General features: G+C 64.0%; 10 protein-coding genes. 9 read left to right on the top strand and 1 reads right to left on the bottom strand.

Translation table 11 applies throughout. The features are described 5' to 3' along the window. Window positions 1-49: 49 nt before the first annotated feature. Entirely contained in the window at window positions 50-814 is a 765-nt protein-coding gene (locus ABT375_RS15745; RefSeq protein WP_066605882.1) for a FadR/GntR family transcriptional regulator, read from the bottom strand. 203 nt (window positions 815-1017) lie between these two features. Here ABT375_RS15745 and araD1 point away from each other — a divergent pair, with 203 nt between their 5' ends. The 9 genes from araD1 (at window position 1018) to ABT375_RS15700 (ending at window position 14362) form a co-directional block, all read left to right on the top strand. Further along, window positions 1018-2010 (top strand): AraD1 family protein, encoded by a 993-nt coding sequence (araD1, locus tag ABT375_RS15740; RefSeq protein ID WP_416463269.1) that lies wholly within the window; start codon window positions 1018-1020, stop codon window positions 2008-2010. A 10-nt stretch (window positions 2011-2020) separates the two neighbouring features. Further along, a complete protein-coding gene (locus ABT375_RS15735; protein ID WP_224550179.1) occupies window positions 2021-2947 on the top strand; it encodes a Gfo/Idh/MocA family protein in 927 nt (308 codons plus the stop codon). A 21-nt stretch (window positions 2948-2968) separates the two neighbouring features. Next, window positions 2969-4537: an alpha-N-arabinofuranosidase gene (locus tag ABT375_RS15730; RefSeq protein WP_416463268.1), complete on the top strand. Its 1569-nt coding sequence runs from the start codon at window positions 2969-2971 to the stop codon at window positions 4535-4537. 77 nt (window positions 4538-4614) lie between these two features. Next, complete coding sequence (locus ABT375_RS15725) at window positions 4615-5646, top strand: arabinan endo-1,5-alpha-L-arabinosidase (protein WP_416463267.1); 1032 nt, start codon at window positions 4615-4617, stop codon at window positions 5644-5646. A gap of 36 nt (window positions 5647-5682) precedes the next feature. Then, window positions 5683-7110 carry a family 43 glycosylhydrolase gene (locus ABT375_RS15720; RefSeq protein WP_416463266.1) on the top strand — a complete coding sequence of 476 codons (1428 nt, stop codon included), beginning with the start codon at window positions 5683-5685 and terminating at the stop codon, window positions 7108-7110. Between the two features lie 249 nt (window positions 7111-7359). Beyond that, entirely contained in the window at window positions 7360-10155 is a 2796-nt protein-coding gene (locus tag ABT375_RS15715) for a TonB-dependent receptor (RefSeq protein WP_224550175.1), read from the top strand. 113 nt (window positions 10156-10268) lie between these two features. After that, entirely contained in the window at window positions 10269-12311 is a 2043-nt protein-coding gene (locus ABT375_RS15710; RefSeq protein WP_416463265.1) for an MGH1-like glycoside hydrolase domain-containing protein, read from the top strand. A gap of 89 nt (window positions 12312-12400) precedes the next feature. Next, window positions 12401-13072: a TetR/AcrR family transcriptional regulator gene (locus ABT375_RS15705; protein WP_224550173.1), complete on the top strand. Its 672-nt coding sequence runs from the start codon at window positions 12401-12403 to the stop codon at window positions 13070-13072. A 114-nt stretch (window positions 13073-13186) separates the two neighbouring features. After that, window positions 13187-14362 carry an amine dehydrogenase large subunit gene (locus ABT375_RS15700; RefSeq protein ID WP_416463264.1) on the top strand — a complete coding sequence of 392 codons (1176 nt, stop codon included), beginning with the start codon at window positions 13187-13189 and terminating at the stop codon, window positions 14360-14362. The last annotated feature ends 2 nt before the right edge of the window (window positions 14363-14364 follow it).

The following is a 14364-nucleotide window of genomic DNA, read 5'->3' as shown; positions in this document are numbered from 1 at the left end:
CCGGAGCGGCATATCCGCTCCGGCCTTTTTATTTAGGCAAACCTTTTTTTCAGCGCTCCATCGCGCTCGCCGTATCCTCCAGCGCCAGATCGACCAGCACGCCCATCGCCTCCGCCGCGGCCGCGGGATCGCCCGCGGCGATCGCGTCATAGACGCGGACATGGTCGGGGATCGGGTTGCGTGGCAAAGCGCGGGCGCGCTGTTTATATTGCGTCGTCCAATTCACCGCCGCGCCGATGCTGGCGGTCAGCACCAGCAGCGCGTCGTTGCGCGTTGCGTGCAGGATCGCATTGTGGAAATCGCGGTCAGCCGCCCGCCCCGCCTCGGTCGCCAGCGTGTGGCGGCGCATCGCGGCAAGCGCGTCCTTCATGATCCGCAGATCCTCCTTGTCACGGCGCTGCGCCGCCAGCCGCGCAGCGGCAGGCTCCACGATGGCGCGCAGTTCGAACAGGTCGCGCACGAACTGGATGTCCGGCTCGCCGGCAAAGGCCCAGGCCAGCACTTCGGGGTCGAGCAGGTTCCAGCGATTGCGCGGCAGGACACGGGTGCCCGCCTTGGGCCGGCTTTCGACCAGCCCCTTGGCGGTCAGCACCTGAATCGCTTCGCGATAGGCGCTGCGCGACACTTCCAGTTCCTCGGCGAAGGCAACTTCGCCCGACAGCACGTCGCCCGGCTGATATTGGCCGGACAAGATAGCCATGCCCAGCTTGTGCGCGATCGCGCCGTGCAACCGCCGTCCCGGACCCCGAACCGCCTTGGCTCCGCCGCCGTTTTCCGTCTCATCACTGTGCAAAGACGGATTTTCCTTCACCATTTCCGCTCCTCTCGCCTTTCCCCAATCAGGCACATCCGTCCCTATAATACAAGCATTGCCATTACCATCATCCTGTAATATGTCGGAGTAATTAGCAGATTCACCGCCGCCGCCTCGTTCGACCGGACGATATTCAGGCGTGCGGCAAGAGGCTTGTGATTTGGATTGAGCGCCGTTTCCAGGCGCGCGGGAGGAGAGTTTTCATGACATTGCGCCTGTTGCAGCATCGTTCGGACAGTGGCGAGCGGACGGTCATCGCCGCGCAGGGCGACGCTGCTTATGTCGTGCCGGGCTTTGCCACGATCCGCGCGCTGGCGCTCCATGCGATCGCGCAGAAGATCAGCCTCGCCGCCGCGGTCGAGGCTGCCGGCCGGGGTGCCGCCGTCGATATCGCCGCCGAATTCGAAGCGAACCGCCTGCTCGCCCCCATCGATCATGACGATGGTGCGCATGTGCAACTGACCGGCACCGGCCTTACCCATCTCGGTTCCGCCGAAGGCCGCGACAAGATGCACCGCGAAGCCGCCGTCGCCGAAAAGCAGACCGATTCGATGCGCATGTTCCTGGAAGGCCTGGAAGGCGGCAAGCCCGCCCCCGGCGTCACGGGCCAGCAGCCCGAATGGTTCTACAAGGGCGACGGGTCGCAGCTCGTTGGTCCCACCGATCCGCTGGTCATGCCCGCCTTCGCCCAGGATGGCGGCGAGGAGCCGGAAATCGCCGGCGTCTACATCATCGGCGAAGACGGCACCCCCTATCGCCTCGGCCTCGCGCTCGCCAACGAGTTCAGCGACCATGTGACCGAGCGTCATAACTATCTGTGGCTCGCCCACTCCAAGCTGCGCCAGGCCGCGCTCGGCCCGGAACTGCTGGTCGGCACCCCGCCGGACCATATCGAAGGGTCGAGCCGCATCCTGCGCGATGGCGAAGTGATCTGGGAAAAGCCGTTCCTGTCGGGCGAAGGCAATATGTCGCACAGTTTCGCCAATCTGGAACATCATCATTTCAAATATGACCTGTTCCGCCGCGCGGGCGACGTACATGTCCATTTCTTCGGCACGGCGACCCTGTCCTTCAGCGACGGCATCGTACCGCAGGAAGGCGATGTGTTCGAAATCCTCGCTGCCCCCTTCACCCTGCCGGTGCGCAACCCGCTGAAGCGCGCCGCGCCCGTTCAGGTCGCCGTCCAGCAGCTCTGAACCCATCGACATGGACCCGATCCGTATCGCGATCGTGGGCATAGGCAAGATCGCGCGCGATCAGCATGTGCCCGCGATCCGGGGCAACAGCGCCTTCAGCCTGGCCGCCACCGTCAGCCCGCACGACGCGGGCCTCGATGGCGTGCCGCATCATGCCAGCCTGGACGATCTGCTGGCGCAGGGGCCGGCGGTGGACGCGATCGCGCTCTGTACACCGCCCCAGGTCCGCTACGATCTGGCGACGCAGGCGCTGACGAAGGGCGTCCACCTCTTCCTGGAAAAGCCGCCCGGCGCGACTTTGGCAGAGGTGGAGGCGCTCAAGGTCCAGGCCGACAAGGTCGGCGTCAGCCTGTTCGCCGCCTGGCACAGCCGCTTCGCCGCCGGGGTCGCCCCGGCACGCGCCTGGCTGGCCGAGCGCAAGATCGAGAAGGTATCGATCGTCTGGCGCGAGGATGTCCGCGTCTGGCATCCGGGCCAGGCCTGGATCTGGCAGCCCGGCGGCCTCGGCGTCTTCGATCCCGGCATCAACGCGCTGTCGATCGTCACCCATATCTTGCCGCGTCCCTTCTTCCTGAAGGACGCGACGCTGGTGCTGCCGGAAAATCGCGCCGCGCCGATCGCCGCGGACCTCAGCTTTCGCGATACCGCGGGCGCGGCGATCCATATGGATCTCGACTGGCGTCAGACCGGCCCGCAAAGCTGGGACATCGTCGTAGACACCGACGCGGGTACGCTCAAACTCGCCCATGGCGGTGCGGTACTGACCCTGCCCAGCGGCACCGAACATGGCGAGGATGTCGAATATGCCGGCCTCTACGCCCGTTTCGCCACGCTGATCCGGGGCGGCCGGTCGGATGTCGACACCAGCCCGCTGCGGCTGGTCGCCGACGCCTTCCTGCGCGGCACCCGCCAGACCACGCAAGCATTTCACGACTGATATCAACAGGAGAGGACGGACATGACAAAAACCCTGCGCCGCACCGCCAGCGCGCTGCTGTTCTGCGCCAGCGCCTTGGTTTGGCAGCCCGCCAGCGCCGACACCGGCGGCAAGCCCACGACCGCCACGATCGACGCCGCCAAGCCCGGCCCGGTCTATGACAGGCGCATCTTCACCCAGTTCGCCGAACATCTGGGCAACGGCATCTATGGTGGCCTGTGGGTCGGCAACGACAAGTCGATCCCCAACACCAACGGTTTCCGCAACGACGTGATTGCGGCGCTTAAGAATCTATCGGTTCCCGTCGTGCGCTGGCCCGGCGGCTGCTTCGCCGACGAATATCATTGGCGTGAAGGCATTGGCGGCAAAGCCAAGCGCCCGGTCAAGATCAACACCCATTGGGGCGGCGTGACCGAACCCAACACCGTGGGCACCCATGAATTTTTCGAACTGATCCGTCAGATCGGCGCGGAAGCCTATGTCGCGGGCAATGTCGGCAACGGCACGCCGCAGGAAATGGCCGAATGGGTCGAATATATGACCTCGCCCGCCGGCACGCTGGCCGACGAACGCGCCAGGAACGGCCATAAGGAACCCTGGGCCGTGCCCTATTTCGGCGTAGGCAACGAACTGTGGGGCTGCGGCGGCAACATGCGCGCCGAATATGCCGCCGACGTCACCCGTCGCTACGCCACCTTCATCAAGGCGCCGAGCGGCACCAAGATATTGAAGATCGCGGCGGGCGCCAATGTCGACGATTACAACTGGACCGAAGTGATGATGCGGGAAGCCGGCGCGCAGCTCGATGGCGTTTCGCTCCATTATTACACCCTGCCCCAGGGCGGCTGGCCACCCAAGGCCGATCCGGTCAATTTCGACGAGACCCTCTGGGCCGACACCCTGTCCAAAGCCGTGCACATGGATGAACTGATCACCAAGCACACCGCCATCATGGACAAGTACGACCCCGCCAAGCGCATCTTCCTGGCGGTGGACGAATGGGGCACCTGGTATGCGCAGGATCCCGGTACCCATCCCGGCTTCCTGCGCCAGCAGAACACGATGCGCGACGCGCTGGTGGCGTCGATCCATCTGGATATCTTCGCCAAACATGCCGACCGGGTCAAGATGAGCGCGATCGCGCAGATGGTGAACGTCCTCCAGGCGATGATCCTGACCGACGGCAAGAAGATGGTGCTGACCCCCACCTATCATGTGTTCGAAATGTACAAACCCTGGCAGGACGCGACCGTGCTGCCGATCAGCATCGACACGCCCTGGTATAATAAAGACCAGTTCGTGATGCCGGCCGTCAGCGGCTCTGCGGTGCGTGGCAAGGATGGCAAGCTCCATGTCGGCCTGTCCAACCTCGATCCCAATCAGGCCAACACGGTCACGGTCAAGCTCGGCGGCCTGAATGCCGCCAGCGTCACCGGCCGTATCCTGACCGCCGGCGCAATGAACGCCCACAACACGTTCGACGCGCCCGAAACCGTCAAGCCCGTCGCCTTCACCGGCGCGCAGGTCAGCGGCGGCACGCTGACCGTGACGCTGCCGGCCAAATCAGTGGTGGTGCTGGAACTGCAATAACCTGTTTGGAGCGGGCGGCGGGTGGAATCATCGCCCGCTCCAATCCCCTGAATGCGATGATGAATGGAGAGGCCCGCATGAAGCGGCAGACGCTTGTGACATTGCTGGGCCTCGCCCTCCTGACCGGCCACATCTGCGCGCAAGCGGCGGCGCAGCCCGCCGCGCCCACGCTGGGCAGCCGCCTGACCGGCGACCTCGTGCCCACCCATGATCCGGTCATCGCCCGCGAAGGCGATATCTATCATGTGTTCAGCACCGGCCATGGCAAACGGCTGATCGAGACGCGCACCTCGCCGGACCTGATCCACTGGACCGCGGGCGATCCGATCTTCACCGCGCTGCCTGCCTGGGCGAAGGAAGCGATCCCCGGCAGCGACGGCATGTGGGCGCCCAACATTTCCTACGTCAACGGCCGCTATCGGCTCTATTATTCCGTCTCGACCTTCGGATCGAACCGCTCCGCCATCGGCCTCGCCACCAGCCCGACGCTGGACCCGAAGGCGAAAAATTACGGTTGGCGCGACGAGGGGCTGGTCGTCCTGTCCACCAAGGACGACGACTATAACGCCATCGATCCCAATTTCATCATCGACCGGGAGGGCCGCCACTGGCTGTCGCTCGGCAGCTTCTGGACCGGTATCAAGCTGTTCGCACTGGACCAGAAGACCGGCAAGCCCAGGGATGCGAAGGCCAAGCCGTTCAGCATCGCCCGCCGCCCTGCGCCGGCCGGCGGCCCTGCTCCGGTCGAAGCCCCCTTCATCGTCGACCATGGCGGCTATTACTGGCTGATGGTCAGCTACGACTATTGCTGCAAGGGCGCCAACAGCACCTATTATACCGTCATGGGCCGATCCAAGGATATCACCGGCCCCTATCTGGGCAAGGATGGCAGTCCTCTGATGGAAGGCGGCGGCACCATCTTCCTGCGTGCCGATCTGCAGGAACAGCAGCGATTCCGCGGTCCCGGCCATGCGGGCTGGCTCCACGACAAGGACGGCCAAGACTATGTCGTCTACCACGCCTATGACAAACAGGCGAACGGCGCCCCCACCCTGCGCATCGCCCCCGTCACCTGGGGCGCCGATGGCTGGCCGCAAGCCCACTATTAATCCATTAGTCCGACTAACACCTTCGGAGAGACTTTGATGTCCCTAGACCTATCCCGCCGCGGTTTCATCGGCACCGCCGCCGCCCTCTCCGCCGCGTCCGGCGTCGCCCGCGCCGCATCGCCCCCGGCGACCGCGCCCGGCCCGATCAATCCGCTGGTCAAGCAGCGCGCCGACGCGCAGGTCTTCCGCCATGACGACGGCTATTATTATCTGACCGGTTCCGTGCCCGAATATGACCGGCTGGTGCTGCGTCGTTCCAGGACGATCGCGGGCCTGACCAGCGCGGCCGAAGCCGTGCTGTGGCGCCATGAAGCCAGCGGCCCGCGCTCAGGCTTCATCTGGGCGCCCGAACTGCACCAGATCGACGGCCGGTGGATCATGTATTTCGCCGCCGGCCCCAGCGGTGGTGGCGACGATGTGTTCCGCATCCGCACCTATGCCGTCATCTGCGACGGCGCCGATCCGATGACCGGCAAGTGGAGCCTGCTGGGCGAACTGGAAACGCCCTGGGACAGCTTCAACCTCGATTCGACCAGCTTCGTCCACAAGGGCGTGCGCTATTTCGCCTGGGCGCAGCGCGAGCCGGGGATCGAAACGAACAGCAACCTTTATATCGCCAAGCTGGAATCCCCGCTGAAGCTGGGCAGTCAGGTCACCCGCCTGACCGTGCCGACGCTCGACTGGGAAATTCGCGGCTACGAGGTGGCCGAGGCCCCGGCCATCCTGCACCGCAACGGCCGCCTGTTCATGACCTATTCGGCCAGCGCCACCGACGCCCGCTATTGCCTGGGCCTGCTGACGGCGGACGAGAATGCCGACCTGCTCGACGCCAGGAGCTGGACCAAATCGCCCCAGCCGGTCTTCGTCACCAACAGCGCCACCAGCGTCTATGGCCCCGGCCACAACAGCTTCACCGTTGACGAAAAGGGCCGCGACATCCTCGTCTATCATGGCCGCGACTATGCGGCGATCCAGGGCGACCCGCTGTTCAACCCGGACCGCCACACCCGCGTCCAGCGCCTCTATTACGCGGCCGACGGCACCCCCGATTTCGGCGTGCCGGTGGGCAATGGCCCGCTGCCCGAACGCTTCATTTCGTCCACCGACCCCACGCGCCTGATGGCGCATGACGGCGCGAAGCTTGTTGCGGGCAACCCCTCGCTGGCGCAGACCCAGTTCCGCCAACTACCCGGCCGCGCAGGCGCCCGCAGCATCATGCTGTCCCCCATATTGATGCCGGACCATTATCTGTTCGCCGGCGAGGATGGATCGCTGACCCTGCAGCAGGACAGCAAGAGCGCCGATTTCGCCCTGCGCAGCCAGTTCGTCCGCTTCGACGAGAAGTCGCTGCACGCCGCGCGGTTCGTGTCGATCGCCGCACCGGGCAAGGCCATCGGCCTGTCCGCAGACCAGTTGGCGCTGGTGGCCAGTCGCGACCCCAGCGCCTGGTGGCACATCGACTGACCACATAAGTCTGACAATTCAATATCCCAAGGGCGTCCCGCGACACGCAGGGCGCCCTTTTTCCATGCGTGACCTTACGGAAATGCGCCGGAAAACCCAGCCATGCAGGCGTGCGGCAATAATATCACATCGCTGAAATTTCGCTGTAATGAACCGCAAAATTCCGCTTGCGATTCATTTGTCGGAGCAATAATTAGTCCGAGTAATTCACGCATGGCCCAAGCGCCAGCTCCAGGGGAGGATTGTCCAATGGCTTTCAAGCCGATCGCACTCGGTTCCGCGTCCATGTTCGCGCTGATGCTGGCGGGGGCCGCCCACGCCCAGACCGCCGTCGATGCCGCACCGCAGGACGAAGCCGCCGACATCGTCGTTACCGGCGTCCGCGCCTCGATCGTCGGCGCGCTCAACGTCCGCAAGCAATCGACCCAGATCGTCGATTCGATCGTGTCGGAAGACGTGGGCAAGCTGCCCGACAATAATGTCATCGAAGCGCTCCAGCGCGTCACCGGCATTCAGGTCACCAACCGCACCGGCGGCGAAGCCTCCGGCATCTCGATCCGCGGCCTGCCCGATGCACTCACCACGCTCAACGGCCGCAACATCTTTACTGCGGCTGGCCAGGGCTTTGCGCTACAGGATATTTCCGCGAACCTCGTCAATCGCGTCGACGTCTACAAGACGCGCTCGGCCGACCAGATCGAAACCGGGCTTGCCGGGCAGGTCGACGTCCAGACCCGCCGCCCGTTCGATTTCGACGGCTTCGCCATTTCCGGCCTCGCCCGCGGCATCTACAATGAACAGGCCGATACCTATAACCCCAACGTCGCGCTGCTGGTCAGCGACCGCTGGGAAACCGGCATCGGCGATATCGGCATCCTGGTGAACGGCAGCTACACCCGCACCAAATATCGCGACCAGACCGTCACGGCCGGCGCGCTCGTGCCCTTCGCCACCGAAACGCCCGCCGCCGGTTCCGGCCTGTCGCCGCTGGAGCGCATCTTCCCCGGCCCGGATAATGTGAACTGGCAGCCGGGCCTGGATCGCGGCCTGCCCACGGCGGCCGGTTCGACGCTGAACATCAACGGCGTCGATACGCCCTATTATCTGTCGCGCGACGCGGTGTTCAGCTCCGACCTCTATGGCAAGCGTGAGCGCCCGTCCTTCAACGTCGCGCTGCAATGGGCGCCCAACAGCAGCTCGGTCTACACGGCCGAAGTCTTCTACGCCGGCTTCCGCGGCGAAACCTTCAACAGCCTGCAGTTCAGCTTCGTCGACTGGTGGGGCAACCCCGGCACCGTCGAAACCTATGACGGCACCAACATCATCAAATCGCGCACTGGCGTGGCGGACGTCTTCGGTTTCAACAGCGGCGACTTCAGCAAGTCGAAGACCGACAGCTATGTGTATGCCCTGAACGGCAAATGGGATCTGGGCGATCGCGGCAAGATCGTCGGCGACATCGCCTATCAGACCAGCACGGCGAAAAGCTCCTTCATCGCCATGCGCACCACGCGCGTCGCCGATTCGATCGACGTTGATTTCAACGCGGGTGGCGGCATCCCGTCCTACCATTTCAGCGACGACAGCCTGCTGAACGACACCAGCAAATGGAATGTCGCCGAACTGTACGACAACGCCAATCGCGACAAGGGCAGCGCCATCACCGGCACGCTCGACGGCTACTACACCTGGAACGAAGGCTTCATCCGTCAGGTCAAGGCCGGCATCCGCATCGACCAGCGCAAGGCGTCGAACGCCGTGCGCACACAGGACAAGGGCGGGCCGCTGATCGCGACTACGCTGGCCGGCCTGGGCGAAGACGCCAGTTTCACCAACAAGGACTTCTATCAGGGCCGCGCCGACGTGCCGTCAAGCTGGACGCTGGCCAATGGCTATTGGCTGCACGACAATGCCGACATGGTGCGGGGCCTCTACGGCTTGGCGACGTCGGACCAGCTATCGCTGCAGAAGACGTTCGACATCGACGAAAGCACGATCGCCATGTACCTGCAGGTCGATGGCGAGATTTCGATCTTCGGCCGCCCGCTCAAGCTGCAGGCCGGCGCCCGCTACGTCACGGTGGATACCGACTATAATTTCTTCGACCGCTACAACGGCGGCGCCCGGACCAGCGTGTCGTCGGGGTCGGATCGCTGGCTGCCCAGCTTCACCGCCCGCTACGAGATTTTCGACAATCTGCGCCTGCGCTTCAACTATGGCGAAACGCTGCGTCGTCCCAATTTCGGCGACATCAACCCGAACTACAACCTGACCGGCGACCTCACCAATGTCGGCTATGGCAGCGGCAGCGCCGGCACAGCCAACCTGGCGCCCACCCATTCGAAGAATTTCGACGTGGCGCTGGAATGGTATTTCGACCGCAACAGCGCGATCACCGCGACCGCCTTCCGCCGCGAGATCAACGGCCTGGTCGTCCCGCTGACGGTGCAGGAATATATCCCGAACAATGGTATCGAAGCCGGCGCGACCGATTATTTCGCGATCACCCGTCCGGTCAACGCCTCGAACGGCGTGCTCAAGGGTCTGGAACTGGGCCTGACCTATTTCCCCGGCTACCTGCCCGGCCCGCTCAACGGCCTCGGCTTTGTCGGCAGCGTGACCATCCTCGATTCCAAGCAGAATATCCCGCTGTCCAACTCGGCCGGCGAGATTGTGGGGCAGGCGACCTCGTCCTTCTTCGGCGTGTCTGACCTCAGCTACAACGCCACGCTGGCCTATGATAACGGCCCGATCGGCGCGCGCCTGTCCTATATCTGGCGCAAGGAGTTCCTGGCGAACAACGAAGCCCGCCTGTTCGCCAACCCGATCGGCGTGTGGCGCAACCCGGAAAAGAGCCTGGATCTCCAGCTCACCTGGAACCTCAACGATCGTCTGGGCGTGACCTTCGACGCGGTGAACCTCACCAAGTCGAAGCAGCAAACCTATTATAAGTTCGAAGATGTCGGCGGCCCGGACCAGTTCAACCTGGGCACCACCCTGATCGCGCGCACCTTCGCGCTGGGCGTCCGTTACACCTTCAAGTGAGTGCCCATGGGGGGCGGCGTCTCCTCGCCGCGCCCCATAGATGGCGGCCGTATCGGGATACTCTCCAGTCCCGCTACGGCCGCCATATTCGTTTGTGACAGGAGGGATGACCCATGCGCGTGACGACCATGCTTCTGCTGGCGGGAGCCGCTCTGGCGAGCATGAGCGCCGCGCCTCCCCCGCCGCCCGCCGCGATGGACATAGCCGCCATCGCCGCCCAACGCTTCGGCAACGACGCGCCCTGGTATCGGGACCGCATCCCCTTCTTCGAATCCGCCGATCCGGCCATCGACGCCGTCTATTATTATCGCTGGGCGCTCTATCGCGCGCATCAGCGCGACCTGGGCGCAGAAGGCTATATCACCACCGAATTTGCCGACGATGTCGACTGGCAACGCCATCCCTATGCCAGCCTGAACGACGCCAGCGGCTTCCATATCGGCGAAGGGCGCTGGCTCAACGACCGGCGCTTCGCCGACGACTATATCAATTTCATGTATCGTAGCGGCGGCAACGATCGACACTTCACCGATCATATGGCGGACAGCGTCTGGGGCCGCTTCCTCGTCGACGGCGACCGCGCGGATGCGATCGAACATCTGCCCGTCATGAACCACATCTATCGCCTCTGGGACGACAAATACGACTTCGACGAGGGCCTCTATTTCGTCGAACCCCTACTCGACGCCACCGAATATACCGTCTCCTCGATCGACGCATCGGGCGGCAAGGACGGCTTTAGGGGCGGAGACGCCTTCCGCCCTTCGGTCAACAGCTATATGTTCGCCAACGCCCGCGCCTTGTCGAACATGGCGGCGATGGCGGGCGACGCAGCCATGGCCGCCGACTATGCCGCCCGCGCCGACGCCCTGCGAAAGCGCGTCCTGACCGACCTGTGGAGCGAAAAACTCGCCCATTTCATCGACCGCCACCAGTCGCGCAAGAACGATTTCGTCAGCTATTGGGAGCCGATCCGCAACCGCGAACTGGTCGGCTATCTCCCCTGGATGTTCGACCTTGTGCCCGACGACGCGAAATATGCCGCGGCGTGGGCGCATCTGCTCGACCCCGCTTCCCTCGCCGGCCGGGCCGGGATGCGTACGGTCGAGGCGAACTACGAATATTATATGCGGCAATATCGCTATCTGGGCGATGCGCCGGAATGCCAGTGGAACGGCCCGGTCTGGCCCTATCAGACCACGCAGGTGCTGCACGGCATGGCCAACCTGCTGGACCATGCCAGGGCGACCGGCCCCGTCACCCGCAGCGCCTATATGCGCCTGTTGCGCCAATATGCCGCGCTTCACTATCAGGGCAGCAAACTGGACATCGAGGAGGATTATCACCCCGAAACCGGCAAGCCGATCGTCGGCCTCGACCGCAGCCACCATTATTTCCATTCGGGCTTCAACGACCTGATCCTGACCGGGCTGGTCGGCATCCGTCCCCGCGCCGACGACGTGCTGGAGGTGAACCCGCTGCTGCCCGATGCGGCCGACGCCCAGGCCCTTGCCTGGTTCCGGGTGCAGGACGTTCCCTATCATGGCCACAGGATCGCCGTGACATGGGACGCGGACGGCAGGCATTACAGGCGCGGCAAGGGCCTGTCGATCGAAGTGGACGGCAGGGAAGTCGCCCGCCGCGACACGCTGGGTCGGGTCGAAGTCCCGGTCGCGCGCGCCCCGACGCCTGCGATCGCCCGCCCTGTCAACCGCGCGGTGCAACTGGTGCGCGGGCAATTCCCGATCGGCTCGGCCTCCAGCGCCATCGACCCTGAGAACATCCATGACGCGATCGACGGCCGGACATGGTTCTTCCCCGAACTGCCGAACGGCTGGTCGTCCGCCCCCTCTCCCGCTTCGTCCCCGGCCGATCAATGGTACGCCGTCGACCTGGGCAAGCCGGTCGCTCTCGCCCGCGCCGAACTGGCCTTCTTCGCCGATGGCAAGGGCTATGCCGTCCCGCAGGCCTACCGGCTTCAGGCCTGGGTCGATGGCGACTGGCGCGACATCGCGACGCCCCGGGGCAGCCCGATCGCCAACGGCGTCACCGACATACGCTGGCCGCGAGTGCGGACCAGCAAGGTCCGCCTGCGCTTCACGCAACCAAGGGGCAAGGCGACCCGTCTGGCCGAATTCAAACTGTTTGAAGAGTGAAAGACGAAGGACAGGCCGGAACCCTCCATTGCCGGCCCATCTTTTCTGGCCACCGCAGGAAAGGGATGATACAGCCCGAAATAAGTTAAATGACGCAGTTACGCCCCCCCTCCCGTCCCGGCATCTATGCTCGCGGCACCGAAACGGTCGACGCCATTCTCAAGGCGGCGATGGATGTGCTGATCGACGAGGGGGCGGATGCCTTCACCATCCGCCGCATCGCCGCGCGCTGCGACATGAAGGTGGGCAATGTCAGCTATCATTTTCCGCGCAAGGAAATGCTGATCCAGGTGCTCCTGGACGAACTGGTCGACAGCTATGGCAAGCTGCTCGACGAAGTCGTGCGCAAGCCCGGCCTGACCGCGGAAGAGCGGCTGAAACTGGTCATCATCCTGTGCCTCGACGATATCGGGTCGAAGCGGACCACCCACCTCTTCACCGAATTATGGGCGCTGGCCAATCACAACCCCTTCGTCGCCGACCGGGTCAAGGCCTTCTACGATCGGGTCCATGGCGTGATCGGCGACCATGTCGCGGCGATCAATCCTGCACTGTCGCCCGATGACGTCCGCACCGTCGCCCTGTTCATCAGCGCCACGATGGAAGGCGCCACGCCGTTCCTGGGCCATGGCAAGCCCTGGGCCGACAAGATGCCCGCCTTCACCGCGCTCGCCGTCCAGTCGCTGCTGACGCTGGCCCGGACCGCGACCTCGGCGGATATCGCCGCCCTGGCTCCTGCCAGAGAGCCGGAACTGGCCTGACTTTTTCGCACCGCAACATTTATTTGTTGCTACGGCGTTTCGCCCCCTTGACCAAATCTGGACAGCTGTCAAACCTTGTTCCCGACGCAGCAGGGATCAGGGGGATCAGCCAGCATGTCGAAGACCAGTTTCAGGATATTCGCCGCCGCCCTCTGCGGATCGCTGCTCGCCAGCGCCGCCATGGCGCAGGCGGCGCCGGCCGACACCATGGCGTCGGTGGAGCCGGAAGAATCCGACACCATGACCATCGATCCGCCCAAGCCGACATGGTTTTTCGTGGACGGCGGGTGGGATATGCCGGGCACCAGCATCTTCGACGGCGAAAGCGGCAAGATGAAGGGCATGGTCGAAACCCGGCGACTGGCCGACATGGCGATCGATCCGGCCGGCAAATATTATTATGTCGCCGAAACCATCTGGTCGAAAAACGACCGTGGCACGCGGCAGGACATGGTCACCGTCTATGACAGCAAGACGCTGAACCTGGTCACCGAAATCGCCATGCCCGGTCGCCTGCTCATCGGGTCGCGCAAGAATAATTTCATCATCAGCGACGATGGCAAGACCGGCTATGTCTATGATTTCAGTCCCACATCGGGCGTGAACATCGTCGATCTGGTCAAGCGCAAGCTGATCACCGCGATCGAACTGCCCGGCTGCGCCAGCCTGATGCCCAATCCGGGCGTCGGCTTCTCCGCGCTCTGCTCCGACGGGTCGCTCGCCACCGTTGCGATCAAGGGGACGAAGGCCGACATCACCCATACGGCGCCCTTCTTCTCGGCCAGCGACGATCCGATCTTCGACAATTTCGCCTATGACCGGATCAAGAAGCAGACCACCTTCCTGACCTATACCGGCCAGATCTACACTGCGAAGATCAGTGCGACGCCGACCGTATCCGCGCCCTTCTCGATCCAGGCGGCGGCCGGCATCCGCGTCGGCGACACCAAGCCGCTCGAACTCAACTGGTATCCCGGCGGCCGCCAGCCCATGGCGCTGCACCGCCCGACGGGCATGATGTTCGTGCTGATGCATATGGGCGAATATTGGACGCACAAGGCATCGGGCAGCGAAGTGTGGCAGGTCGATGTCGCCGCGAAGAAGGTGGTGAAGCGCTTCGTACTCAAGGAGCCGATGAACAATATCGAAGTGTCCCAGACCGACAAGCCCCTGCTCTACATGAACGGTGAAAAGGGCGAGGTGCAGGTGCTGGATGTCGCCACCGGCGAGGAAAAGCACAAGATTGAAAAGGCCGGTGGCGGCATCATCACCGTGCTGGAACCGTCCTGACC

The sequence above is a fragment of the Sphingomonas sp. VDB2 genome, from assembly GCF_047946695.1.
GTDB classification, from domain to species: domain Bacteria; phylum Pseudomonadota; class Alphaproteobacteria; order Sphingomonadales; family Sphingomonadaceae; genus Sphingobium; species Sphingobium bisphenolicum.
Note: the sequence above shows the minus strand (reverse complement) of the source record. Positions and strands in the feature narration are given on the sequence as shown.